Annotated in this window: 24 protein-coding genes and 1 riboswitch; of the genes, 9 read left to right on the top strand and 15 right to left on the bottom strand. The window is 62.9% G+C overall.

Going from position 1 to position 24629, the window contains the following annotated elements:
* The first annotated feature begins 19 nt into the window (after nucleotides 1–19).
* The 7 genes from M727_RS0119435 (at nucleotide 20) to M727_RS0119405 (ending at nucleotide 7258) form a co-directional block, all read left to right on the top strand.
* The gene (locus M727_RS0119435) at nucleotides 20–769 is read left to right on the top strand and encodes a FadR/GntR family transcriptional regulator (protein ID WP_027154066.1); all 750 of its coding nucleotides are present in this window, start codon (nucleotides 20–22) and stop codon (nucleotides 767–769) included.
* 40 nt (nucleotides 770–809) lie between these two features.
* Nucleotides 810–2396, top strand: a complete 1587-nt coding sequence (locus M727_RS0119430) for an ABC transporter substrate-binding protein (RefSeq protein ID WP_027154065.1) — start codon at nucleotides 810–812, stop codon at nucleotides 2394–2396.
* An 82-nt stretch (nucleotides 2397–2478) separates the two neighbouring features.
* A complete protein-coding gene (locus tag M727_RS0119425; RefSeq protein WP_027154064.1) occupies nucleotides 2479–3438 on the top strand; it encodes an ABC transporter permease in 960 nt (319 codons plus the stop codon).
* Nucleotides 3438–4340, top strand: a complete 903-nt coding sequence (locus tag M727_RS0119420; protein ID WP_036262728.1) for an ABC transporter permease — start codon at nucleotides 3438–3440, stop codon at nucleotides 4338–4340. Before M727_RS0119425 ends, M727_RS0119420 begins: the two co-directional genes overlap by 1 nt.
* Before the next feature lie 19 nt (nucleotides 4341–4359).
* Nucleotides 4360–5277, top strand: a complete 918-nt coding sequence (locus M727_RS0119415) for a dihydrodipicolinate synthase family protein (protein ID WP_036262759.1) — start codon at nucleotides 4360–4362, stop codon at nucleotides 5275–5277.
* Between the two features lie 2 nt (nucleotides 5278–5279).
* Entirely contained in the window at nucleotides 5280–6287 is a 1008-nt protein-coding gene (locus M727_RS0119410; RefSeq protein WP_027154061.1) for an ABC transporter ATP-binding protein, read from the top strand.
* Complete coding sequence (locus M727_RS0119405) at nucleotides 6287–7258, top strand: oligopeptide/dipeptide ABC transporter ATP-binding protein (RefSeq protein WP_036262756.1); 972 nt, start codon at nucleotides 6287–6289, stop codon at nucleotides 7256–7258. The genes M727_RS0119410 and M727_RS0119405 overlap by 1 nt, the downstream gene beginning before the upstream one ends.
* A 119-nt stretch (nucleotides 7259–7377) precedes the next feature.
* Here M727_RS0119405 and M727_RS0119400 read toward each other — a convergent pair whose 3' ends face one another.
* The 14 genes from M727_RS0119400 to M727_RS36825 all read right to left on the bottom strand — a co-directional run bounded on the left by M727_RS0119400 (nucleotide 7378) and on the right by M727_RS36825 (nucleotide 21931).
* Entirely contained in the window at nucleotides 7378–8142 is a 765-nt protein-coding gene (locus M727_RS0119400) for a hydroxymethylpyrimidine/phosphomethylpyrimidine kinase (RefSeq protein WP_027154059.1), read from the bottom strand.
* Nucleotides 8133–8738, bottom strand: a complete 606-nt coding sequence (locus tag M727_RS0119395; RefSeq protein WP_027154058.1) for a thiamine phosphate synthase — start codon at nucleotides 8736–8738, stop codon at nucleotides 8133–8135. Before M727_RS0119395 ends, M727_RS0119400 begins: the two co-directional genes overlap by 10 nt.
* Nucleotides 8735–9508 (bottom strand): thiazole synthase, encoded by a 774-nt coding sequence (locus M727_RS0119390; RefSeq protein WP_027154057.1) that lies wholly within the window; start codon nucleotides 9506–9508, stop codon nucleotides 8735–8737. The genes M727_RS0119395 and M727_RS0119390 overlap by 4 nt, the downstream gene beginning before the upstream one ends.
* Before the next feature lie 4 nt (nucleotides 9509–9512).
* The gene (gene thiS, locus M727_RS0119385) at nucleotides 9513–9710 is read right to left on the bottom strand and encodes a sulfur carrier protein ThiS (RefSeq protein WP_027154056.1); all 198 of its coding nucleotides are present in this window, start codon (nucleotides 9708–9710) and stop codon (nucleotides 9513–9515) included.
* Nucleotides 9679–10680, bottom strand: a complete 1002-nt coding sequence (gene thiO / locus M727_RS0119380) for a glycine oxidase ThiO (RefSeq protein ID WP_027154055.1) — start codon at nucleotides 10678–10680, stop codon at nucleotides 9679–9681. Before thiO ends, thiS begins: the two co-directional genes overlap by 32 nt.
* Entirely contained in the window at nucleotides 10677–12506 is a 1830-nt protein-coding gene (thiC, locus tag M727_RS0119375; protein ID WP_036262753.1) for a phosphomethylpyrimidine synthase ThiC, read from the bottom strand. The genes thiO and thiC overlap by 4 nt, the downstream gene beginning before the upstream one ends.
* A gap of 101 nt (nucleotides 12507–12607) precedes the next feature.
* A riboswitch (TPP riboswitch) is annotated at nucleotides 12608–12724 on the bottom strand.
* Between the two features lie 101 nt (nucleotides 12725–12825).
* A complete protein-coding gene (locus tag M727_RS0119370) occupies nucleotides 12826–14466 on the bottom strand; it encodes an ABC transporter ATP-binding protein (RefSeq protein WP_027154053.1) in 1641 nt (546 codons plus the stop codon).
* Nucleotides 14463–15386 (bottom strand): ABC transporter permease, encoded by a 924-nt coding sequence (locus tag M727_RS0119365; RefSeq protein ID WP_027154052.1) that lies wholly within the window; start codon nucleotides 15384–15386, stop codon nucleotides 14463–14465. The genes M727_RS0119370 and M727_RS0119365 overlap by 4 nt, the downstream gene beginning before the upstream one ends.
* 3 nt (nucleotides 15387–15389) lie before the next feature.
* Nucleotides 15390–16304 carry an ABC transporter permease gene (locus tag M727_RS0119360; protein ID WP_027154051.1) on the bottom strand — a complete coding sequence of 305 codons (915 nt, stop codon included), beginning with the start codon at nucleotides 16302–16304 and terminating at the stop codon, nucleotides 15390–15392.
* 84 nt (nucleotides 16305–16388) lie between these two features.
* Nucleotides 16389–17897: an ABC transporter substrate-binding protein gene (locus M727_RS0119355; RefSeq protein WP_027154050.1), complete on the bottom strand. Its 1509-nt coding sequence runs from the start codon at nucleotides 17895–17897 to the stop codon at nucleotides 16389–16391.
* 104 nt (nucleotides 17898–18001) lie between these two features.
* The gene (gene kdgD / locus M727_RS0119350; protein WP_027154049.1) at nucleotides 18002–18907 is read right to left on the bottom strand and encodes a 5-dehydro-4-deoxyglucarate dehydratase; all 906 of its coding nucleotides are present in this window, start codon (nucleotides 18905–18907) and stop codon (nucleotides 18002–18004) included.
* A 63-nt stretch (nucleotides 18908–18970) separates the two neighbouring features.
* On the bottom strand, nucleotides 18971–19723 hold the full coding sequence (locus M727_RS0119345; RefSeq protein WP_027154048.1) for a FadR/GntR family transcriptional regulator: 753 nt from the start codon (nucleotides 19721–19723) through the stop codon (nucleotides 18971–18973).
* A gap of 195 nt (nucleotides 19724–19918) precedes the next feature.
* Nucleotides 19919–20365 carry a thioredoxin TrxC gene (gene trxC / locus M727_RS0119340; protein WP_027154047.1) on the bottom strand — a complete coding sequence of 149 codons (447 nt, stop codon included), beginning with the start codon at nucleotides 20363–20365 and terminating at the stop codon, nucleotides 19919–19921.
* Between the two features lie 36 nt (nucleotides 20366–20401).
* The gene (locus M727_RS36825; protein ID WP_245268707.1) at nucleotides 20402–21931 is read right to left on the bottom strand and encodes a bifunctional aminoglycoside phosphotransferase/ATP-binding protein; all 1530 of its coding nucleotides are present in this window, start codon (nucleotides 21929–21931) and stop codon (nucleotides 20402–20404) included.
* A 360-nt stretch (nucleotides 21932–22291) separates the two neighbouring features.
* Here M727_RS36825 and M727_RS0119330 point away from each other — a divergent pair, with 360 nt between their 5' ends.
* Complete coding sequence (locus tag M727_RS0119330) at nucleotides 22292–23128, top strand: universal stress protein (RefSeq protein WP_027154046.1); 837 nt, start codon at nucleotides 22292–22294, stop codon at nucleotides 23126–23128.
* 150 nt (nucleotides 23129–23278) lie between these two features.
* Nucleotides 23279–23497, top strand: a complete 219-nt coding sequence (locus M727_RS0119325; RefSeq protein WP_051505652.1) for a hypothetical protein — start codon at nucleotides 23279–23281, stop codon at nucleotides 23495–23497.
* A 163-nt stretch (nucleotides 23498–23660) separates the two neighbouring features.
* Here the strand turns inward: M727_RS0119325 and M727_RS36820 are convergent.
* Nucleotides 23661–24629, bottom strand: a 969-nt coding sequence (locus tag M727_RS36820; RefSeq protein WP_156941560.1) for an aminopeptidase, incomplete at its 5' end; no start/stop codon positions are given.

Here is a 24629-nt window from a genome sequence, read left to right as displayed (position 1 = left end):
CAGCGGCGCTGGGAGAAAAATGCCGGAACCCAAATCGAGTTCGGAAACCAAGTTGAACCCGGAACAAAAATCGATCGAACCGCTGACCCGACCGCCGCTGCTTCACGTCAGCGTGCAGGAGAGCCTCAGGAAATATATCCAGAGCAATCAGCTCAAGGCGGGGGACCCCTTGCCTCCGGAGACCTTCCTGGCGCAGCGGCTCGGCGTCGGCCGCAACTCGGTGCGCGAAGCGATCAAGGCGCTGGAGTCGATCGGCATTCTGGAGACGCGTCGCGGCATTGGCGTGTTCGTCAAGGAATTCTCGTTCAAGCCCTTGCTGGATAATCTGGCATACGGCCTGCAGGATTCGCTGCGCGACGTCGAGGAACTGCGCGAGATCCGCCGCGTCCTTGAGACCGGCCTGATCGCAAAAACCATCGAGATGATCAGCGCCGAAGACATCGCCGCGCTGCGCCAGCTGACCGAAAGCATGCGGCGGCGCGCCGAGCGCCAGGAAAGCTTTGCCGAAGAGGACCAGCAATTCCACCAGTTGCTGTTCCGCTGCCAGAACAATCACATGTTGAGCGCGCTGATCGACATCTTCTGGGTGGCGTTCAACAAGGCCTCGAACTTCACCAGCCTCGACAATCCGACGCCGCTGGCGACGTGGCGCGACCATCACGAGATCGTCGAGGCGGTCGCCGCCAAGGATGTCGACCGGGCGCGCGAGCGCCTCGACGACCACTACAGGGGTATTCAGCAAGTCATCGCCAAAAACCGGATTACCTGACCCAACGCCGGACTACCTGACATTGCCAAGGGAGGAAACCATGCGCATCAGAACTATAGCTCGTCATCTGGCCATCACCGGGCTGCTGCTCGGCGGCATTAGCCTTGCCACCAGCGTCCAGGCACAGGGCGTCAAGACCATCACCGGGGGGTTCGATGTCGGCCCCGGCGGCTTTCCCAAGAACTTCAATCCGCTGGCTGCGACCGGCGGCTTTACCTGGCTCAGCACCTATTTTGAACCGCTGGTCATCTACAACGCCGAACTGACCGAGCTCGAAGGCGATCTGGCCAAGGACTACAAGGTCAGTGACGACAAGCTGACCTACACGTTCAACCTTGCCCAGGAGAGCTGGCACGACGGCAAGCCGTTCACATCCAAGGACGTCAAGTTCACGCTTGAGCTTGCCAGGAACAAGGCCTCCGGCAGCCTGTTTGCCGCGCGCCTCGGTGACATCGCGTCGGTCGACGCGCCGGACGATCGCACCGTGGTCGTCAAATTGTCGAAGCCCAACGGCTCCTTCCTGTCGATTCTCTCGCAGGTGATGATCCTGCCGGAGCATGCCCTGGCCGCGATGCCGCCGGAAACGCTGGCCACGAGCACCTGGTGGTCCACCACGCCGGTCGGCACCGGCCCCTTCAAGTTCAAGCGCTATGTCAGCGATCAATATGTCGAACTGGCAGCGGATGACGACTATCGCGGCGGCAAGCCGAAGGTCGACGTGCTCATCAACAGGTATTTCGAGAGCCCGGCGGCGGCCGTCGCGGCGCTGCGCGCCGGCGAAATCCAGTTCACCTATGTCGAGCCCGACGACGCGGTAACCTTCAAGAGCGACAGCAATTTCAAGGTGATCGAGGGCGCCTCCTATGTGGTCAACTACATCGGCCTCAACCAGAAGGTCGAGCTCTTTAAGGATGTTCGCGTGCGCCAGGCGATCATGTACGCGATCGATCGCAATGCCATCATCGAGAGCCTCTATGGCGGCGCGGCCAAACCGGCCAATTGCGGCTACGTCGCGCCGCACCTGCTTCCCGAAGGTCTCGAACCCTATGCCTATGATCCGGCAAAGGCCAAGGCTCTGCTTGCCGAGGCGGGCTGGGACAAGATCAACGGCGACAAGCCGATCACCTTGCTGACCTATTACGGCTCGCCGCAAGCCGCCAACGTGATGGCTGCCATCCAGTCGATGCTGGCCGAGGTCGGGATCAATGTAGTGCCGCGCGTCGTCGATACGCCGACTTATAACGGCATCGTCTACAAGGAAGGCACGCCGGACTGGAACGCGTTTGCGATGGTCTATGCCGGCCTGCAGAACGGTCCCAATCCGGCCGGCATCAGCCCGGGTCTCAACAAGTCGCAGATTCCGCCGGCAGGCTTCAACACCATGCGCATCGAGTTCGATGATCTCAGCGCCGCGTTGGACGCTGCGCTCACCCAGACCGATCCGGCCAAGATCGATCGATCCTGGCAGCAAGTCTGCAAGGTGATGAACAAGGATCTGCCCTGGGCGACATTATGGGTGGCCAACCGCTATGGCGTAGCCTCCAACAAGCTGCGTGACTTTGTCTGGACGCCGGCGCCGGGCGGCGGTCCTTATGCGGCTCACCCGGAACGCTGGGACATCCAGTGAAACGGCTGACTGGCCATTCCGGCCCGCCAACGAAACGGGCCGGCACGATGCCGGCTCCGCTCACCATCGCCACGGACAGCCAATGCTGAGTTTCATTGCCCGCCGCAGCGCTACAGGACTGTTGATGCTGGTCGCCCTGAGCGTCCTCATTTTCATCCTGCTGCGGCTGGCGCCCGGCGATCCGATCGACGCCTATATCAACCCGTCCAGCCCGATGTCGGCTTCCGACCTCGAAGTCCTGCGCGACCGGCTTGGGCTCGACCAGCCGCTTCCCGTGCAATACCTCGCCTGGCTTCGCGCTGCGCTCGGCGGCGACTTCGGCTATTCGATCCAGCGCAGCGGCGTTGGCGTGCTGCCGCTGGTCATGGAGCGCATCGGCCCGACCGCGCTGTTGATGGGCACCGGCCTGGCCATCGCCATCGTGCTCGGCATTTCCGCCGGCATCTTCAGCGCCGTCCGCCGTAACACGCTGCCCGACATCGCGCTGTCGGTGGTTTCCTTCGTCGGCATCTCCAGCCCGGCGTTTCTGACGGCACTTCTGGGACTATACTTTTTCTCGGTGCTGCTGCGCTGGGCGCCATCAGGCGGCATGCAGACCGCCGGCGCGCCTTTTTCCGTAGCGGACGTGCTCGCGCACCTGGTCCTGCCCGCCTGCCTGCTGTCCATCGGACACGCCGCGCTGATCATGCGCTACATGCGCGCGTCGCTGCTGGAAGTGCTCAACCAGGACTATGTACGGACCGCACGTGCCAAGGGCGTGCGCGAATTCTGGGTGATCATCAAGCATGCAACCCGCAATGCGCTTTTACCGGTCATCACCCTGATCGGGTCGACGGTCGGCATCGCGATCGGCGGCGCCATCTTCCTCGAAAGCGTGTTCAACTGGCCGGGCATGGGCCTGCTGCTGGTCAACGCCGTCGGCACAAGGGACTACCCGGTGATCATGGGCGCCACTCTGGTAATCGGCATCTGCGTCATTCTGGTCAATCTCCTGACCGATATCGTCTATGCCGTCGTCGATCCGCGCATCCAGGTGTCGTGATGACGATCACCGCGCCAGATCCGACAGTCGTCCCGACAGCCGGGCCGCAAACCAAGGGACCGCTCCGCCGCGCGCTCGACCGCTTCTTTGAAAATCGAGCGGCGCGCGCCGGTCTGCTTATCGTCATCCCCATCCTGCTGGCGGTCTCGACCTATTCCCTATGGTGGCCGTTCAGCCCCAACGCCATCGATCTCAGGGCGATCAACAAGGGACCGTCCGCCATTCATTGGCTCGGCAGCGACGGCGTCGGCCGCGACGTCATGGCCCGGCTGCTGCAAGGCGGACGGATCTCGCTGCTGGTTGCCGTCTGCTCGGTCGCCATCTCGATCGTCATCGGTTTCCTGGTCGGCGCCGTGGCCAGCTTCGGCGGGCGCCTTGTCGACGGCACGGTGATGCGCTTCGTCGACCTCGCAATGACGCTGCCGCCGGTGATCTTCCTGCTCGTGCTCGCTTCGATCGCCGGCACCGGCATCGCGCCGACCATACTGGTGATCTCGCTGCTCTCATGGCCGGTGCTGTCGCGCATGGTGCGCGCGCGGCTGCTCGAACTGCGCGAGCGCGACTTCGTCGTCGCCGCCCGTGGCATGGGGGCGGGGCTGCCGCATCTCCTGTTCCGCCACGGCCTGCCGAACTGCATCGACATTCTTGTCGTCTACGCCACGCTGCAGATCGCCAATGCCATTCTGCTCGAAGCCGGCCTTTCCTTCCTCGGCCTCGGCATCGCACCGCCCGAAGCCAGTTGGGGCAACATGCTCAATCTCGCCCGCTCCACCGTGGTGCTCGAGCAATACCCCTGGCAATGGATGTTTCCCGGCGCCGTACTCGTGCTCACCGTGCTGGCCATCAACTTCATCGGCGATGGCCTGCGCGATGCATTCGACCCTCGTTCCGATCTCAACTGACCTGAAGGTTTTTGAAAAAATGCCCCTGTTTACCGGTGTCGTGCCACCCGTCGTCACCCCACTCCATTCCGATCTCAGTGTCGATTTTGCGTCGTTCACGCGGACCATCGAAAACCTGCTCGACGGCGGCGTTCACGGCCTGTTCGTGCTCGGCTCGACCAGCGAGGTGGTCTTCCATGACGAGGCCGGCCGCCGGGCCATCCTCGAGCACGCGGTCAAGGTCAACAATGGCCGCGTTCCGATCTTCGCCGGGGTCATCGACCCGACAACCGATCGCGTCATCAACCACGCCCTGACAGCCAGATCGGCCGGCGCTGACGCAGTCGTGGTCACCGCGCCGTTCTATGCCCGCACCAGCCAGCCCGAGATCGGCGATCACTTCCGCTACATCAAGGACGCGGTCGACATCCCGATCGTCGCCTACGACATCCCGGTCTGCGTCCATGTCAAGCTGGAGCGCCAGACCACCGTCGGCCTTGCCAGCGAGGGCGCTATCGCCGGCATCAAGGATTCCAGCGGCGATGACGGCAATCTGCGTTATGTGCTCAAGGACATGGCTGACGATCCGAATTTTTTCGGCATGACCGGGTCCGAGATCCTGGTCGACAGCGTGCTTGCGATGGGCGCGCATGGGGTCGTGCCGGGCCTCGCCAATGTCGACCCGCACGGCTACGTCAGGCTGTGGAACCTGATGCAGGCGGGTCAGCACGCCGAGGCCCGCCTGGAGCAGGAGCGGCTGTTGAAGCTGTTCGAGATCGTCTGGATCTCGCTCGGCAGGACGAGCGCCGGCTCGGCCGGGGTCGGCGCCTTCAAGACCGCGATGAGGAGCCTCGGCATCATCGCCTCCAACACCATGGCGCGGCCGCAACGCAGCCTGAACGACGAGGAAGCCGCAAAGGTCGATATCATCCTTCGCGACGTCGGCTTGCTGCGCTGACCGTGGACGCTCCGATCCTCTCGATTTCCGGTCTGCGGGCGGTGTTCCGTATCGCCGGACGCGACATCGCCGCCGTGCAGGACGTCGACCTGGTGATAGGTTCGGGCGAGACGGTTGCGCTGGTCGGCGAGTCGGGATCGGGCAAGTCGGTCACCAGCCTGTCGATCATCGGCCTGCTGCCGAAGAAGATCGGACGCATCGCAGAGGGCTCGATCGCGCTGCGGCGCAGGGACGGCACGGTGACCGAACTGACCGGGCTCGATCCCGAGTCGCTGCGCAAGGTGCGCGGCAACGACATCGGCATGGTGTTCCAGGAGCCGATGACCAGCCTCAATCCGGTCTACAGCATCGGCGAACAGATCGCCGAGCCGATCCGCATCCATCTCGGCAGGTCGCATCGTGATGCGGCCACTGATGCCGTGCGGCTGCTGGCTCAGGTCGGAATTCCCGACCCAGATCGGCGGGCGCGGCAATACCCGCATGAACTGTCGGGAGGGATGCGCCAGCGCGCCACCATCGCCATGGCCTTGTCGTGCGATCCGACCTTGTTGATCGCCGACGAGCCGACCACCGCGCTCGACGTCACCATCCAGGCCCAGATTCTCGACCTGCTGGCCGCGCTGCAGGCGCAACGCGGCATGGGCATTCTGTTCGTCACGCACAATCTAGGCGTCGTTGCCGAGATCGCCGACCGGGTCGCGGTGATGTATGCCGGGCGCATCGTGGAATCGGGTCCGGTGAGCGAGGTGTTCAACCGTCCGCGTCATCCCTACACCGCCGGGCTGATGCGTTCGGTGCCGCGGCTTGGCCAGGCTACTACGCTGAAGGCAGCAGGAACGCCGCTGCCGACCATCGCCGGCAATGTTCCATCTCTGGCCTTGCTGCCCAAGGGCTGCTCTTTCGCGCCGCGTTGCGCCCTGGCTGTCGATGCCTGCCGCACTGCTGTACCGCCATTGTTCGCGGCGACGTCGACCCAGCAAAGCCGTTGTTTGCGCTGGGAGGATCTCTGATAGTGGACGTTCCCTTCCTTTCGGTCAGGAACTTGGCCAAGCATTTTGCGCCGACGGCGTTCTCGCGCGGCCCCGTCGTCAGGGCGCTGGACGATATTTCCTTCGACATCGCGCGCGGCCAAGTGGTCGGCCTCGTCGGCGAATCCGGGTCCGGCAAGACCACGATCGGCCGCTCGGTACTGCGTCTCATCGAGCCGACGTCCGGCGAAATAAGGTTTGACGGCGTCGATATCACCAAGCTGAGCGCCGGGCCGCTGGCTCGCCAGCGCCGCAAGATGCAATATATTTTCCAGGATCCGTTCGCCAGCCTGTCGCCGCGCATGACCATCGGTCAGATCCTGACCGAAGGCCTCGATATTCAGGGCATCGGCAGCAGGCGCGAGCGGCGGGCGAAGGCTGAGAAGGCGCTTGCTGCGGTCGAGCTGCCGGTCGATGCCTATGATCGCTACGCCCACGAATTTTCGGGCGGGCAGCGCCAGCGCATCGGCATCGCCCGGGCGCTTACGCTCGAACCTGAATTCATCGTCGCCGACGAGCCGGTCTCTGCTCTCGATGTCTCCATCCAGGCGCAGATCATCAATCTTTTGCGCGACCTACAGGTCCGGCTCGGCCTGACCATGCTGTTCATTTCGCATGACTTGGCCGTCGTCGAATATATCTGCGACACGGTGATCGTTCTCTACCTCGGCCGCATCATGGAAGTCGCGCCTGCTGCCGCGCTCTATGCCCGGCCGCAGCATCCCTATACGCGCGCGCTGCTCTCGGCCATTCCGTCGCTCGACCCGCTGGCCAGGCAAGGCCGGCAGGTGCTGAAGGGCGACATTCCAAGCCCGGCAAATCCGCCGACTGGGTGTGTTTTCCGAACCCGTTGCCCGGTTGCCCTCGACGCTTGCGCCGGAATCGTCCCGCCATTGCGGGCAACCACGTCCGATGGCCATTTGAAGGCCTGCATTCGCGACGACATCGCTTGAGACAAGACCCGACAAGGCGATTTACTTCACGTGCTGTCTGAGAGACTCTCCGAAGGGAGGCGAAGAACCGGCCGCCAGCTTGCTGCCCAGAAAAGCCTCCGCCGCCAAGCTCAACTGCCTCAATCCCGAGAGATCGATTTCCGAAGCTTCTCGAAAACCAACAGCTTGCTTTTGCGCACGCCGTCTTCAAGCAGGCTTCCGTTTGCCAGATGCGCGGCGATGGCGCTGGCCAGCGCGCAACCCGTTCCGCGCATCGATCCGCCAAGACGCGGCGCATCGAAGCGGATGGGCTCTTGATCGGCGCGCAGCAGGATGTCCGTCGATCGACACCCCGCGGCGTGGCCGCCCTTGATCAGCAGGGCCTGCAATCCAGCGGTGAGCAATTTCTGACCTTGTTGCAATGCGCCGTCCTCGTCGATGGCCAGGTCTGAGCCGGCAAGGACAGCCAGTTCGATGAGGTTGGGTGTGACGAGACGGCAAAGCGGGATGAGTTCATGCTTCAGGACACCGATAGCGCCTGCGTCCAGAAGCGGCCAACCCGAAGAAGAGACCAGCACCGGGTCGATGACTGCCGGTATCTGTGGGTTTTGGCGCAGCACATCCGCGACGGCGACGATGATTTGCTCCGTTGCGAGCATGCCGATTTTGATCGCCCCTACCGCGTTGGCTTGCAGCGCGGCACGCATCTGATCGGCCACCAGCCCGGGTTGCAATTTGTGGATTTCCGTGACGGCTTCATGCGTCTGCACCGTCACGGTGGTAACGGCAAGGCAGGTGCGCAAGTCGAGGGCGGAGATCGTCTCAATGTCGCGGGCTATGCCGGCGCCGCCGCTGGAGTCCGATCCGCCGACGACAAGCACATGCGGTTCGCGCCTCAACGCCATCGGCCCGTCTTTTCGAGCCACTCGCGCGTTCGCGCTTCCGGATCGGCATTCAATGTAATGTCGGTCACTACCGCGGCGCTGTCCGCACCGCAACCGAAGACGCCCTCGAGCCGGTCGGGGTTGAGGCCGCCAATCGCGACCAGAGGTGTCGGCGCGATCCGGCGCTTCCATTCGCCAAGCCGTTCGAGCCCCTGCGGCGCCCATTTCATCTGTTTCAGGATGGTCGGATAGACTGGGCCGAGCGCGATATAGTCCGGTCTGGCGGCAAGGGCTGTTTCGAGTTCGAGATGCTCGTGCGTGCTGAGGCCGAGACGGAGACCTGCAGCCCTTATCCGCGTAAGGTCCGCCGCTTGCAGATCTTCCTGTCCGAGATGAATGAAATCGCAGTCCTCCTCGATCGCCAGCCGCCAGAAGTCATTGATGATGAGCTGGCATTTGTATCGGGCGCACAAGGCCTTCGCCTTGCGGATCTCGGCGCGCAACGCAGCCTCGGCGAGGTTCTTGACGCGAAGCTGCATCAGCCTGACGCCGAGCGGCGCCAGCCTTTCAATCCAGGCGGCGCTATCGACGATCAGATAAAAAGGATCGAGTTTCATTGAAAGACTGCCCGGCCAATTGTCGGCGTCGATGGGACGGCCAGGTCGCGCGGCTCGAGCAGGCCGGAACGATAGGCCTCACGGCCGGCATCGACCGCCTTGCCGAACGCGCGCGCCATGCCGATCGGATCGGCGGCTTTGGCCACTGCCGTGTTGAGGAGCACCGCGTCGAAGCCGAGTTCCATCACGAGAGCCGCGTGAGATGGGCGGCCGAGGCCCGCATCCACGATCAGCGGGACATCCGGGAAATGGCCGCGCATCGAGCGGAGCGCGGTGATATTTACCGGTCCAAGCGCAGAACCGATCGGCGCGCACCAGGGCATGAGCACCCTGCATCCGGCTTCCAGCAATCGCTCGGCGACGACGAGATCGTCCGTCGTGTAAGGAAATACAGCAAAACCGTCGTCGCACAGGATTCGCGCGGCCTCGACCAAGCCGAAGACGTCAGGCTGCAGCGTGTCATGATTGCCGATCACCTCGAGCTTGATCCAGTTCGTGCCGAAGACCTCGCGCGCCATCTTTGCGGTCGTGACGGCTTCCTTGACGGAGTGACAACCGGCGGTGTTGGGCAGGACATGCAGCCGCAGCGATTGGATAAGCGACCAGAATTTCTCGCCACCCTTGCCGCCGGCCACTTCGCGGCGCAATGAGACGGTCACCGCGGACGCGCAGGATGCCTTGACCGCATCGGCAAGTATGGCGGGCGAGGGGTACTGTGCGGTGCCGAGAAGCAGGCGCGACGAAAGCTTGGTTCCGTAAAGCTCGATCACGTCACTAACCTCCTTGCATGGGTGAGAGAATTTCGATCCGGTCGCCGTCCTTCAGCTGGAACAGCGCCCGCTCAGTCGCGTGCACAAGGTCGCTGTTCACGGCCGTTGCAAGCCAGGTGCCTTCGTAGTCAAGCGCTGCGAGAAGCTCCGCCAGGGTGGCGGCGGTGATCTCATGCGCTTCGCCGTTGACCGTCAGTTTCATCAGCAACTTCCACCGGTTTGTCAGAATCGAAAACAAGGTCGGCCGCCCGGCGCGCCATGGCGGGGGCCAGAAGGAAACCATGGCGGTAGAGCCCGTTGATCGCGACGGTCCTGCCATGCGCTTCGACGCGCGGCAGGTTGTCGGAAAACGCCGGACGAATGCCGACGCCCGTCTCAACGATCGCGGCCTCGCCGAAGGCGGGATGAACCGAATAGGCGGCGTTCAGGAGTTCCATCATCGCCCGTACCGTGACCGGCTCCGTGGACAGGCTCTCGACCACCGTTGCACCAGCCATGAAATGGTGGTCGGCGCGCGGCGCCAGATAGAGCGGCAAACGCGGGTGCAGCAGCCTGACCGGGCGCGACAGCGAGATGTCCGGTGTACGCAGGATCAGCATCTCGCCGCGAACGCCGCGAAGCCTTTCATCGCTGGACGCCATTCCCATGCAGTCGATCTCGCGGTCGAATCCCGTCATGTGCCGGGCGTCCACTCCGAAGCGGAACTCGACGTCGCTTCCGGCGAGTTTTTCATGCAGCGCGGCCATTGCACGGCGTGGGTCGAGATGGGCTTCGCCCGGGAAGAACAGCCCGCGACGGAAGCGGCCGGCGAGATCGGGTTCCAGGAGCGCGATTTCGTCTTCGTCGACCCGCCGATGACCCGACGTGCGGCTTGCAAACCGGTCGAGTTCGCCCGCATCCCGCGGCATTGCCAAAACGAGCGTTCCGGCCCGCCTGACATGACCCGGCAGGGCCGCATCCCACCAGTCGGCGGCATCGCGTCCGAGATCCAGCACCGGCTGCTCGGCGCTTTCGCGCTCGCACCAGGGCGCCAGCATGCCGCCGGCCATCCATGATGCGTTGCCGCCAAGGCCATGCCGGGTCTCGGCAATGGTTACCGCAGCACCGCGGGCGGCGAGTTCGAAGGCGGCGGTGAGGCCGGCGACGCCGGCCCCTTTGACCAGCAGCCTCATGACGGCTCCGGCATCTTCGGCATGGGCGGTTCGCCGTCCACCGGCATGTAAAGATTGCCGCCCTCGCGGTACTTCGCGGCCATCGCCGCCATGCCCTCTTTCTGTGCCTCGGCCCGAATGTCGTGGGAGATGCGCATCGAGCAGAATTTCGGCCCGCACATCGAGCAGAAATGCGCCAGCTTGTGCGCCTCCTTCGGCAAGGTCTCGTCGTGGAAGGAGCGCGCGGTTTCGGGGTCGAGCGACAGGTTGAACTGGTCTTCCCAACGAAACTCGAACCGCGCCCTCGACAGCGCATCGTCGCGGAGCTTCGCCGTCGGATGACCCTTGGCGAGGTCGGCGGCGTGCGCGGCTATCTTGTAGGTGATGACGCCCGTCTTGACGTCGTTGCGGTCGGGGAGACCGAGATGCTCCTTGGGCGTGACATAGCAGAGCATCGCCGTGCCGTACCAGCCGATCATCGCCGCGCCGATGCCTGAGGTAATGTGGTCGTAGCCGGGTGCGATGTCGGTGGTCAGCGGCCCAAGCGTGTAGAAGGGCGCCTCGCCGCAGACTTCGAGCTGCCTGTCCATGTTCTCCTTGATCTTGTGCATCGGAACATGGCCCGGCCCCTCGATCATGACCTGGCAATCCTTGGCCCAGGCGATCTTTGTCAACTCGCCGAGCGTTTCCAGTTCGGCGAACTGCGCCGCGTCGTTGGCGTCGGCGACCGAGCCGGGACGAAGGCCGTCGCCGAGCGAGAACGACACGTCGTAGGCGCGGCAGATGTCGCAGATTTCCTCGAAATGCTCGTAGAGGAAGCTTTCGCGGTGATGATGCAGGCACCACTTGGCCATGATGGAGCCGCCGCGCGACACGATGCCGGTGACCCGGTCGACCGTCAGCGGGATGTAGTGCAGCCGCACACCGGCATGGATGGTGAAATAGTCGACGCCCTGTTCGGCCTGTTCGATCAGCGTATCGCGGTAGATTTCCCAGGTCAGGTGCTCGGCGATCCCTTCGACCTTCTCAAGCGCCTGGTAGAGCGGCACGGTTCCGATCGGCACAGGCGAATTGCGGACGATCCATTCGCGGATGTTGTGGATGTTGCGACCGGTCGACAGGTCCATGACGGTGTCGGCTCCCCAGCGGATCGCCCAGACCATTTTTTCGACCTCTTCGGCCATCGACGAGGTGACGGCTGAATTGCCGATATTGGCATTGATCTTGACCAGGAAATTGCGGCCGATGATCATCGGCTCGCTCTCCGGGTGGTTGATGTTGGCGGGAATGATAGCCCGTCCGCGCGCTATCTCGTTGCGCACGAATTCCGGCGTGACGAAGTCCGGGATCGCCGCGCCGAAAGACTCGCCGTCGCGCTGTATCCCGCTGCGTAAGCTCTCGCGGCCGAGATTCTCGCGAATGGCGACGAACTCCATTTCAGGGGTGATGATCCCGGCCCGCGCATAGGCAAGCTGCGTCACCGCTTTGCCCGTTTTTGCCTTTAGCGGCCGGTGGCGCACGGGAAATTCCGGCGTCAGGCGCTCACCTGACGCAAAGCCGTTGTCCTCCGGCCTGACACTGCGGCCATCGTGGAATTCGACGTCGCCGCGCGCCGTCACCCATTCATGACGAAACCTGGCGAGGCCCTTTTCGATGCTGGTTTCGACAGTCGGGTCTGTATAGGGGCCGGACGGATCGTAAACGGTGACGGGCGGTTCGCCTGCCGTCGGATGGACGGCGATTTCCCGCATCGGCACCCTGATCTGCGGGTGAATCAGGCCGGGTTTGTGGATTTTCCTCGAGGCGGGCAGCGGTCCCGTCGACACGGCGGGGGTGATGGCATTCATTTTGAGGCTCCTTTGCTCATGCATTGGAGACCCAGTTCTGTGCCGGAAGGATGAAAAGACGCTTTGGTCTGCCTGGTTACAGGTTTTCGGGCATGGACTCCCGCAAAGCGCTTGCACCGTCCCTACGCCAGTATGAACTGGATCAGGTTCAACGGGTCACTGCGCCGCGAAAGCCAGCAGTATCTCAGCCCCTTGCCGGGACCCCCCTGGTGAATGGGTCAAATTGAGCGGGCGCTCGCCATTTTGTCAAGCGCATTCGGTCCATCAATCGGCAACGCTAGCTGGGCGCGCGCGGACAATCGAGGCCGATATCCAGGAACTATTGAGCCTGCGTAAGCCATTTGGGCTGCGGCACAGCCTGCAGCAGGCTTTGCGTATAGTCGTGGCGAGGCGCCCCGAACAGCGCCGCGGTTTGGCCTTCCTCGACAATCCGTCCGTCTTTCATGACCATGATCCGGTCGGCAAAATGGCGCACGATCGGCAAGTCGTGGGTGATGAAAATATAGGAGAGGCCGAGCCTCGTCCTAAGGTCGGCCAGAAGGTCGATCACCTGCGCCTGGATAGAGACGTCGAGCGCCGAAACCGCCTCGTCGCAGACGATCAGTTCCGGCTCGCTGGCAAGCGCGCGCGCAATGGCGATGCGCTGTCGCTGTCCGCCGGAAAACTGGTGGGGGTAGCGCTCGGCGTGCTCCGGCAAAAGCCCAACCAATTCCAGGAGCTCTGCCACTCGAGCCTTCCACCTGTCCTTCGGCAGGATATCGCGGTGGATCACCCAGGGTTCGGAAATGATCGAATAAACGCGCATGCGCGGATTCATCGATCCGTATGGGTCCTGGAAGACCATCTGGACCTTGCGCCGAAACGCCATGAGGCGCTTCCCGTTCATGTCGAAGATGTTCTCACCGGCAAAGACAGCCTTGCCGGTGCTTGGCGCGTTCAGCCCCAACAGCATGCGCGCGACGCTCGATTTGCCGGACCCGGACTCGCCGACGATGCCGAGCGTTTCGCCTCTCCTGACCTCGAAGCTTATGTCGTCCACCGCCTTGAACGTCCGCTTGCTGCTAAAAGCTCCGGAAGCAAGCTCATAGTGCTTGGTGAGATGTTCCACCTTGAGCAGCGTTTCATTGGCGATCGTCGTCGAACGCCTGTTCGGCGCCTCCGCTGCGTTGCCATGGGGCAGGGCGGCGATGAGGCGGCGCGTATAGGCGTGCTGCGGATTGCTGAAGACCTCCCTGGCGATGCCCCTCTCGACGACCTTGCCGCCGTTCATGACGATAATCCGGTCCGCCATGGACGCGGCGACTTCGAGGTCATGGGTGATCATGATCAACGCCATGCCGGTTTCGCGCTGGAGATCGCGCAGCAGATCGAGGATCTGCGCTTGCACGCTGACGTCCAGAGCGGTCGTCGGCTCATCGGCGATCAGGATGTCCGGTTTCAACGCGATCGCCATGGCAATCATCACGCGCTGGCGCTGTCCGCCCGAGAACTGATGCGGATAGAAGTCGACGCGGGTTTGCGGCTCTGGAATGCCGACGCGCCGAAGCAGTTCTATCGTCTTGGCGCGTGCGCCCTTGCCGCTCCCTGCGCCGTGGCTCTCATAAACCTCCTCGATCTGGCGCCCCACCGTGTAGACAGGGTTCAAATAGGCGAGCGGATCCTGAAAGATCATCGCAATCCTGCGGCCGTTGATGCTTCTGCGCGCCTCGGCGCCGAGGCCTGACAGTTCGACGCCATCGAACAGGCAGGAGCCGGCCACGATGTCGCCTGGCGGACAGTCGATGAGATCCATCACCGTGCTGGTGCTGACGCTCTTACCCGAACCGCTTTCGCCGAGGATCACCAGCGTCTCGCCACGGCTGACGTGGAAAGAGACATCGTCGACGGCGCGTACCGGCTGATCATCCGACAGAAAATCGACGGTCAGGCCCTCGACCTTGAGAATGGTCGCGTCGCTCATCGGGCAGCTTTTCGCAATGTCTGAAGGCGCCAGCGTTGCTGCGGATCGGCAACGGTGCGCGCCCAGTTCGAGAGGATGTTGAGCGACAGCGTCGTCAGCATGATTGCAAGGCCTGGCCAGAATGCGATCCACCAGGCGGTGGCGAGATAGCCGCGGCCGTTTGCCACCATCGCACCCCAGGTGAAGTCGGGTGGCTGAATGCCGAGGCCAAGGAAACTCAGCGCCGATTCCGACAAAATGACGGTCGCGAAATCAATGGCGGAAATCGTCACCAATGTCGGCAGGACCAGGGGGGCGATGTGCCGGATGATGATCCGGGCCGGCTTCGCGCCCATGGCTCGCGCCGCGCTGACGAACATGCGCTCGCGCAGCTCCAGCACTTCCGCGCGCGCCGTTCTGAGGTAGATCGGCATGCGCGTCACGGCGAGAACGATCACCAGGTTGGTGATGCTCGGACCCAGCGTGTAGAGCACGATGAGCGCCAGCAGCAGCGAGGGAAAGCTCATGACGACATCGGCCAGGCGCAGGATGAGATGGCTGTGCCAGCGCTCCGAATAGCCCGCTATCAGGCCCAGCGTTCCACCGACCAGCATCGACGCGAACACCGCCGCCGCGGCAATGCCGAACGTGTTCTGCGCGCCGACAATCAGCCTGGCCAGGATGGGCCGGCCGAGGGTGTCGGCGCCAAGGACGTAGATCCAGCCACTGGCCAGCGAGAACGGGGCGAGGTTGCGCTGGCGCAGCCCGAGCCGCGATGCGGCGTCGCCCACCAGCCACGGGCCGAGGACCGCCGCGATGACGACGATCGCCAGGAAAATAGCAGCGGCGAGCGCAAGCCTGTCGCGCTTCAAATAGGCAAAAATCACGCGGCCGCTGCCTGGAACGGCCGCCGGCTTGATGTCGGGGGTGATGATCGTCATGGCTCAGTACCGGATGCGCGGATCGAGAATCGCGTAGAGCAGGTCGATCGCGATGTTGAGGATGAAGATGGCGGTTGCCGTCACCAGAATGGTCGACTGGACGACGGCAAAGTCGCGCTGGATGATCGAATCGATCATCAGCTTGCCGATGCCGGGCCAGCCGAATATCGACTCCACGACGACGGCGCCGTTGACAAGGCTGGTCGCCAGGTCGCCGGCGACCGTGACGACCGGCAGCAGCGAGTTGCGAAGCGCATGCCCGAAGATGATCTTCTGCCGCGGCAGGCCCTTGGCCCTTGCGGTCTTGATGTATGGAGAGGCAAGCGCCGACAGCATGGTTCCGCGCACGACCTGCACCAGGAGACCGAAAGGGCGAAGCATCAGCACGAAGGTCGGCATGATCCAGTGCGCCCAGCTGCCGGTGCCCGATGTCGGCAAAACTCCGAGCCCCACGGCGAAGACAAGGATGCCGACGATGGCGACCCAGAAATCCGGCGCGCTTGCGCCGGCCAGCGAGACGAGGCTGGCGATACGGTCGAAGATGCTGCCCGGCCGCGCGGCCGCCAGAGAGCCGACAAGGATTGCCAAGGCGGTCGACAGCGTGATCGCGACGACGGCCAGCTTCAGCGTTTCCGGGAACGCCTCGAGCGCGACCTGCATCGCCGAGCGGTTCTGGCGCAGCGATTCACCGAAATCCAGCTGCAGCAGATCGCGCAGATATCCCAGAAACTGCCAATGGATCGGCTGATCGAGGCCGTTCAACCGCGCAAACGCGGCCCGAGCTTCCGCAGTCGAGTCCAGAGGCAGGTACAAGGCGGAAGGATCGCCGGTGAGCCGTGTCAGGAAAAAAACCAGCGTCAAAAGACCGATGACCGACAGGATGCTGTGCGACGCCCGGCGTCCAAGATAGGTTATCATTTCGGATGCCCTTCGGCGGATTTCGACGGAGGCAACGGGTCAGGGGGCGCAGGGCGACGATCGGCCTGGCGCCCCCCGTATCGCTCAGTCTTTGATGGCGATATTGGCCAGCGGTATTTCGCTGTTGGTGGTGATATCGGGCTTCCATTCCAGCCTGGTGCCAACCCGGGTGTAGCCGATCATGTGGAACATCGGGATGTCCGCCACCACTTCGTTGCGGGCCTTGCCGAAAATCGCCTTGAAGCTGTTGGTGCGGGCTTCGCCGGTCGCCGCCAGCGCCTCGTCTATCTGCTTGTCGAATGCCGGGTCGGCCAAGGTCGAGTAGCTGCCGCTCGATCGATAGAAGATCGGCACCGTGAAGGCCGCATCGCCCTTGTTGTTGTCATGCATCATCTGCAGGATATTGGGGCCGCGCTCCGCCGGGAACGGCTTTTGCAGATAGCGCAGCCAGTCGGCGACATCGAGCATGGTAAGCTTGACGTTGAGGCCGGCGTCCTGCCACATCGTCATCATAGCCTCCATCGCTTCGGCGCCGTTCGGATAGATACCGTTTCGCCCGATGAGCTTGATCTCGGTGTCGACCGCGACACCCGCCGCGCGCGCCTCTTCGATGAGCCTTTTCGCCTCTTCCGGATCGTACGGCCAGGGCTCGAGCGCATCGTCATGGCCGTTGATCCCGGAGACGATCATCTGCGACGCACGCTTGACGTCGTCGCCGAACAGCTGCGCAAGGCCTTCCCAGTCGATCGCCAGGTTGAGCGCCTTGCGCACGCGCAGGTCGTCGAGCGGCGGCTCGGCGGTATCGATGCGGATGGCGGTGGTTTCGGAGTTCAGGTAGGCGAAATCCGTCTCCGGATTGCTGGCGTCCTGGATGGCAATCGACGGTGTCAGGTCGGCTTCCCCGGTCTCCACCATGGCGGCTCGAATCGAGGATTCCGGTCGCCAGACATAGGTTGCCTTGGTGATCTGCGGTTTGTTGCCCCAGTAGCCGTCGAATGCGTCGAGCACCACGGTCTGCGGCGAAAAGGTCGACAGCGTGAACGGGCCGGTGCCGACCGGATCGTTCACCGCCTGGTCGACCGGCGTCTTCGGCGAGACGATCATGACCACGCTCAACAGCGTCGGCATGATGGGCTCGGGCCTGTCCGACTTTATTTCGACGGTCAGCTTGTCGACCGGCGTCAGCGTCAGTTTGGCATCGCCGAATTTCGCAATGTTGCTGCAGGTAAGCTTGCCGCTGATCATCCGGTTGATGGAGAAGACGACCGCATCCGCATTGAGTTCGGTTCCGTCCTGGAATTTGACGCCCTCGCGCAGCTTGATCCGCCAGGTGGTCGGGTCCACGCTGGTCCACTCCGTCGCCAGTTTCGGCTGGGGCTGTCCGCTGTTCGGATCGATGACGGTCAACGATTCAACCACGTTTTGGCTGAGTATCTGGCCGACATTGGTGATGATGGTGCCGCAGGGCTCCAGATTGGCCGGCTGCTCAGGCAGGACGATACGGATCTCCTGCGCCGCTTCCTGTGCGACGGCCGATGGCGCGGCAGCGGTCATCAAAACGACAGCTGCAATCGTATGAATGCTTCTGTTCATGTCACTCCTCCCTTGATCTTCCATTTGGGATCTTCCGTTTTGGCTGCCGCACGAGACGATCCTCCTCATCCCGTTCGGCCGACGATTTGCCGATCTCGCGGCGGCTAGGCGGCGATCTTCTCGATCAGTCCGCGCAGCACGTCTTTCTCCTGCGGCTTCAGATCGGTCAGCGGCGGCCGAAGCGGGCCGGGTGTCCGTCCGATGAGTTCGACGCCGGCCTTGATGATCGACACCGGATAACCTTGCTCGCGATCGCGCAGAGCCGCGAACGGGAAGAAGAAGCCGTGCAGGATTTCTTCCATCACATTGCGATCGCCTGTCCGCATCGCCCTGTAGAAGCGCTGTGCCAATTCCGGCACGAAGTTGAACACCGCGGAGGAATAAGTCGTCACGCCGGCGCCGTTGAAGCCCTCGGCGAACAGCTCATGCGTGGGCATGCCACCGATGTAGCAGAGCCGATCGCCGAGCTTTGCGGTGACGTGGCGGACAAGATCGACCTTGCCTGTGCCGTCCTTGAACCCGATTAGGTTTGGGCACGCGTCAGCAAGGCGGGCAACGGTGTCGGCATTGGCGACCGAGTTCGCACGGTTGTAGATGATGACGCCGAGGCCGGTGGACTGGCACACGGCTTTGACATGGCGAAATATCCCCTCTTGCGAGGCCTCCATCAGATAATGCGGCAGAAGCAGGAGGCCGTCGGCTCCCGCAGCCTCGGCGCGGCGGGCGATTTCCGTGGCGAGCGCCGTGCCGTAACCGCAGCCGGCGATGATCGGCACGCCTCCGGAGGCATCCTTGGCCGCGCGGGTAACGTCGGCGACCTCTTCCGGCGACAGCGAGAAGAATTCACCGGTGCCGCCGGCCGCAAACAGGGCAGCGGCACCGAACCCCGACAGCCATTCGACATGCGCGCGATAGCTTTCGAGATTGAGGCTGAAATCCTCATTGAAATGCGTGACCGGAAACGACAGCAGCCCTGAAGCGACACGCGACTTGATTTCATCTGGCGACAAAGGAACTCATCCCACAAATTAATATGATGTCATCTCGATTCATATGATGAGTATCCCGACGAGTCAACCGGCGGTGTTGTCCTGATTTGTCGGGCGCCGGACGGTCAGGGCGCGATAGCGCTTTATCCCGGTCACCAAATGGCGGCGCATCGCCTCACGCGCCTTTTCCGGGTCGCGGGCGAGGATCGCATCGGCGATTTCCCTGTGCTCCTGCAGGATCGGATGGTCGCGATTGGGCAAGGGGTCGACGCCGCCCATCATCGTCTTGAACTTCACCCGCGGGATCATCCGCCGGCCGACATGTTCGAGGAAGGCCTTGAACCTGGCGTTGTTGGTTGCGGCGGCAATCGCCATGTGGAACTGGAAGTCCGCATCGTCCGTGGGTTGCCCTTGCGCCATGAGGTCGGCGAACCTTTCGACCTGGGCCTCGATTTCGGCCTCTTGCGCCGGCGAACTGCGGGCGGCGGCAAGGCCGGCTGCCTCGACTTCGATGCCGATGCGCAGCTCGAGCTCTTCGATGATGTCCGAGATCTTGTTCGTTTCGTCGGTGAACAGCTTCAATCCCTCGTCGACGGGTTTCGGGCCGAGAACGAAGACGCCGGCGCCCTGCCGCGATTCCACCAGCCCATCGGCACGAAGCGCGGCAATGGCCTCCCGGACCACGGTGCGGCTGAACCCGAACCGGTCGATCAGCGCTGGTTCTGTCGGCAATTTATCGCCAGGCGCATAAAAGCCGGCTTCGATCTGGTCGCGCAGCGCATCGGCAACTTGAGAGACGAACGACCGCCGGGACGTTCGATGTTCGGCCTGCTGCATGGGTCCTCCCAACTTTGCCGGATCCTGAGGATCCATACTCCCAGTGCGGGCCAAAAGCGAGGTCATCATATGAAAATTCGTCGTCCGATGTCGAATATCTTAAGGTCATCGTATGGCTTGTGTGTTCAGCGTCGGCCATCAGATCGCCCGTCGTGCTGGGCACGGCGATCAGTGAAATCCACGCAGTGGCAGCTTTCAGGCTGCAGCCGGCAGGTGATCGCGGACCCACCTGACGATCTGTCCCGCCGTCATTGCGCCGGATGTGCGCGCAACCTCCTGTCCGCCATGGAAGAGGATCATGGTCGGGATGCCGCGGATGCCGAGCCTGGCTGCAACGGCCTGCTCATTGTCGGAATTGAGCTTGATCAGGCGAACATGCGGCTCCAGTTCGTTGGCTGCCGCTTCATAGGCCGGCGCCATCATCTTGCACGGACCGCACCACGGTGCCCAGATGTCGACGACGACGGGGAGGCTGCTTCGCGTGACCTGGCGATCGAAACTCTGTGCATCGACGTCTGCCGGGTGACCCGAGAACAGCCTGGAGCCGCACTTTCCGCATTTCGCGTCCCCGGCATCGCGTGCCGGCGGCAGGCGATTGACCCCGCCGCATTTGCCGCAAACCACCAGTTTTTCCTGCGTCATGCCCATTTACCCCTGTATGCGCGTCGATCGTCGCCGTCACGATGCGGTCTTGAGTGGAGGATCCCGCGCAAAAGCGGCCGCGTCCGGAACCTTGGCCAATTCTGCGGCGATATCGGCGAGCTTTCGATCGGCGTCGACCTTGCGCCAGTTGGACGGGGTGGCCTTTCGCTGCAATTTCCGCGAAAGGATATCGATGGTGGCATCGGAAGGACCACCCCGGCGCTCGCTTACCCGTCGCCAAAGAACGAGCGGATCCGCCTCCAGCCAGAATCCGGCGAAAGCAACGTCTCTGCCGTTTGCCGCCTTCTCGATGCGGTCGCGATCGGCCGGCCGGTCAAAGACGGCATCGGCGACCACCGAACCGCCTTCGGCAAGGATCAAGTCGGCGCGCCATGCCATTTCGCGGTAGACGCGGTCCGACACATCAGGTCGATAAGCCCTGTCCGGCAGCTTCGTTTCGGCCGGCACCCCATGCAGGGCTTTGCGAATGCGGTCGCTTTCGACAATGCGTGCGCCGGGCGGCGCGCCAACATGTGCGGCGAGTGCCTCGGCAACGGCCGTCTTGCCGGAACCGCTCAAGCCGCCGATGGCGATCAGCCGAGGAGGCTTTTCCTCGAGAAGTGTTCGGGCAAGCTCGAAATAGGATCTGGCCTCGGCAAGCAGCCCGCTGGAATCGTCACCGCTTTCCTCGATCTGGGTTGCGGTGACATGCGCGCGCACCGCGGCCCGCACTGCCATGAAAAACGGCAGGAGGATGAAGCCGTCCTCGTCGTCTGCTTCGTCGAGATAGCGGTTCATCACCAGGTTGGCGAGCTCCGGAAAGCCGCGATGCCAGAGGTCCATCAGGAGGAAAGCCAGGTCGTAATGCACATCGATGCTGGCGATCTGGTCATTGAATTCGATGCAATCGAAGAGGCGGGGCTCGCCGTCGAAGAGACAGATGTTGCGCAGATGCAGGTCGCCGTGGCATCGTCGGATCTTGCCTGCCGTCTCCCGCCGATCGAGCAACTCGCAATGACGGGCGAGGGTGGTGCGAAAATTCCCGGTGAATGGCTTTATCTCGGCTTGCTCGAAAACATGGCTGGTGGCAAAGCCGGCTTCGTTGATGGCGAGCACGCCTGCCAGGTTCGAGGATCCGCTGCCCTTGTGGACCTCCGGCGCGCCGCGATGATAGCGCACGATCATGCGCGCGACATCCGTCATCAGCGCAGGCGTCAGTTCGCCACCGACTGCCATTCGATCGAGCAGCTTCGACTGATCGAAGCGGACCATCTCGATCGCCGCATCGACCAGTTCGCCGCTTCCGTCGAAGGCCAACTCGCCGCCGGCCTCTCGGGTGATGCGCCGTACCCCCAGATAGAGGCCGGGGGCAGTCCTGGAGTTGAGCTCGACCTCCTTCTCGCAAGCGGCGAGCCGCAGCGCCGGGGTCGAGAAGTCGACATAGGGCAGCTTGACCGCTCGCTTGATCTTGTAGGCGCGCTGGCCAACCAGGAAGATCCGCGAGATATGGGTCTCGATCGCCTCGACCGGTCCGCTCTCGCCATATGCGGCAGGGTCCATCAACATCGCGGCCACGGATTGCTGATCCTCGACGATCATCGGATGCCTCTTTGTTTTGTACCCAACCTGGGGAAGCCAGCGAGCGTGGTCGCTGAAATTCCACGCCATCAGGCCCTTGCTGCCACAGCGCCTGGATATAACCAGCCAAGTCACGAATGCGTTCCGTGATGCTGCTGCTCCGGTGTTCGGGGATATTCTTGGCGTCCTCCAGCGGCCTGAAACCTGTTGGCGTCGGCACGTGGGCATGTTGATACGGATCAAATGATGACCGGCGGCGTTCTTGACTCAGCGCTAGCAGCGCGCCGGGCCGTCTCGCTGTTGTTGCAACGACGATTGGGCTTTGGGGCAAAATCGGGAGCAGCCGCCATGGCTTTCAGGACGATACTTGCCGTTACGGGACCACACGAGGGAGACGGTGATCTCAAGCCTGCCGCCGACCTGTGCAACGAGATCGGCGCCCATCTTGCTGTTCTGGTCGTTGCCGTAGCTGCGCCGCCACCAGTCGGGGAGTATGCCGCGGTCGTTTCAGAAGCCTGGCTCGACGAGCGTCGGGCCGTCGAGGATCTGTTGAAGAAGCGGACTGCTGACCTGTCGGCTTTTCTCGCCGGCAGCGTGCTTTCGGCCGATGTCTCCAGCGAATATCCGGAAGCCGGCTGGGCCGACGACACCATCGGCCGCCGTGCCCGCTATGCCGACATTACGGTCATTGGACCGGAGCTGCTCGCCAACGAAACGCTGAAAAGCAAAGCGATCGAAGGCGCATTGTTTTCTTCGGGAAAGCCCTTGCTGCTCATCCCCGCGGGGGCGCAGCCGACCCTGAAGCCGAAACGCGTGCTGATTGCATGGGACGCCCGTCTGGAGGCATCGCGTGCCGTCCGCGAATCCCTCGGCCTGCTGCCAGGCGCCGATGAGGTGCACCTCGTCATGGTCGATCCGGTGGAGGACGAGTACCGCCACGGGGCCGAACCCGGAGCCGACGCCGCCGCCTATCTCGCGCGGCATGGCGTGAATGTCACGGTCGACCGGCTGCCCAGCCTGGACCATTCAGTCGTCGACGTGCTTCGCCGGCACGCGCTCGACATCGCCGCCGACCTGATGGTGATGGGCGCTTACGGTCATTCCCGGTTGCGCGAGCGCATCTTCGGTGGCGTCACCGTCTCGATGCTTGAAGATCCGTCGATGCCGATCCTTATGGCGCGGTAGCCGCCGGTGCCCGTCATCGGCATCCCTTTTAAGTCCCAAGGGACACTGTTGCCGCCCATCTAGCCGTCTCATCGGTATCGGCGGAGCCGCGAATCTGTGGTAAGCCGCCGCTCAACCAACCAAAGGACGACACCTGTGAGCGAACCGACCATGGCCGAGGCGACCGAAAGTATCTATGCCTCCCTCCGGGCGGACAATGCCGACATCGACGCGCATATCGCGACGCTCAAGGCGGCGATGACACGAGAAGGGATAAAACAGGCGGTGTTCGATCCGACCAGACTGGCGCAGAACAACCGTTCGGGCCGCAAGCTGATGCAGGCTTATTTTCGGCAGCGCGGCGTGAGCGTGAGGTTTTCGGCCTCGTAGGGCGCAGGCTGAGGCGCCACGGCCCGCCGGCAACCATTGTGGTCCAGGATCCGCCGGGGGAGTTCAGGCAAGTCCGCTTTTGGCTTCTGTAGGCCGACATGCGGCTTCCGGCCCCGCCGACGTCAAAGTTCCTAGGAAATCGGCCGACAAATGGTCAATTCAATCACCTGCGCCGGCTGCCGAGCACATCGGCGACCGACTCGCCGCTTCTGGCCTTCGGATTTGACCGGCTATCGCATGAATCTGCTGCTTTGAGCGCTTCGGCGCGGTAAGCCTTGTCTAACGCTCCGATCCGTCGAACCGACGCGAAGAACCGTGGATAGTCGCCCGAACACAAATCGAACAAGCGGAGAAACGTCGCCACCTGATCGCCGTAGACGGAAGTCGCGGCGAGCTTCGCGTTGTTGATCGGAGAATCGAACCAGACATCGTATCCCTGGTATCCACGCCAGCGACTGTCGCGCATCTCTCGGTAGCGCATCCGCAGCCGTTCGATCGCGGCTATCTTCGCGGCCCGCTTCTGCTCGGAGGTAGCGCTGCCGTCATAGACATGGCTTAGCTCGTCCCGGGTCTGCGACACCAGCGCAAGAAATTGAGCTCTGCGCCTCCGGTCGGCTTTGTAACGGCGCAATTCGCCGGTATCACCAGCCGCGTGCAGCCATTTTCTCACGCCGGTTGTTTCGACGGCGACAGCGAATGCCTCGTTGAATGCGGAATCGTCCTTCACATAGACGCGTTGGTGGGCCAGCTCATGGAAAACTAGCCCTGCAAGATACGTTTCATCTTGGCTGAGCATTGTACTTAGCAGCGGGTCACTTGACCAGCCAAGCGTGGAATATGCAGTGATGCCCGTCACATAGACGTCCAGGCCCTGTCTCTGAAGTTCGACAGCGGTTTCAATCGCAGACCTTTTGGAGAAGTATCCTCGGTACGGAACGCATCCGAACACCGGAAAGCACCATGTTCGTGGCGTCAGCGAGAATTCCGGCGCGGCGAAGATGGCCCATGTCACCGCGTCCCGACCAACGTTAACATAGCTGCGGTAGCTATTGTTGTCCGGCAGCGCTAGTTCATCTATCGCAAACTGTCGGATGGCGCTCGCCGATGCCATTCGAGCGCGCAATGTCCCAGG

Origin of the sequence: Mesorhizobium sp. WSM2561 (assembly GCF_000513915.1) — a bacterium.
Lineage (GTDB): Bacteria > Pseudomonadota > Alphaproteobacteria > Rhizobiales > Rhizobiaceae > Mesorhizobium > Mesorhizobium muleiense.
This window is presented reverse-complemented; position numbering and strand designations above follow the sequence as displayed.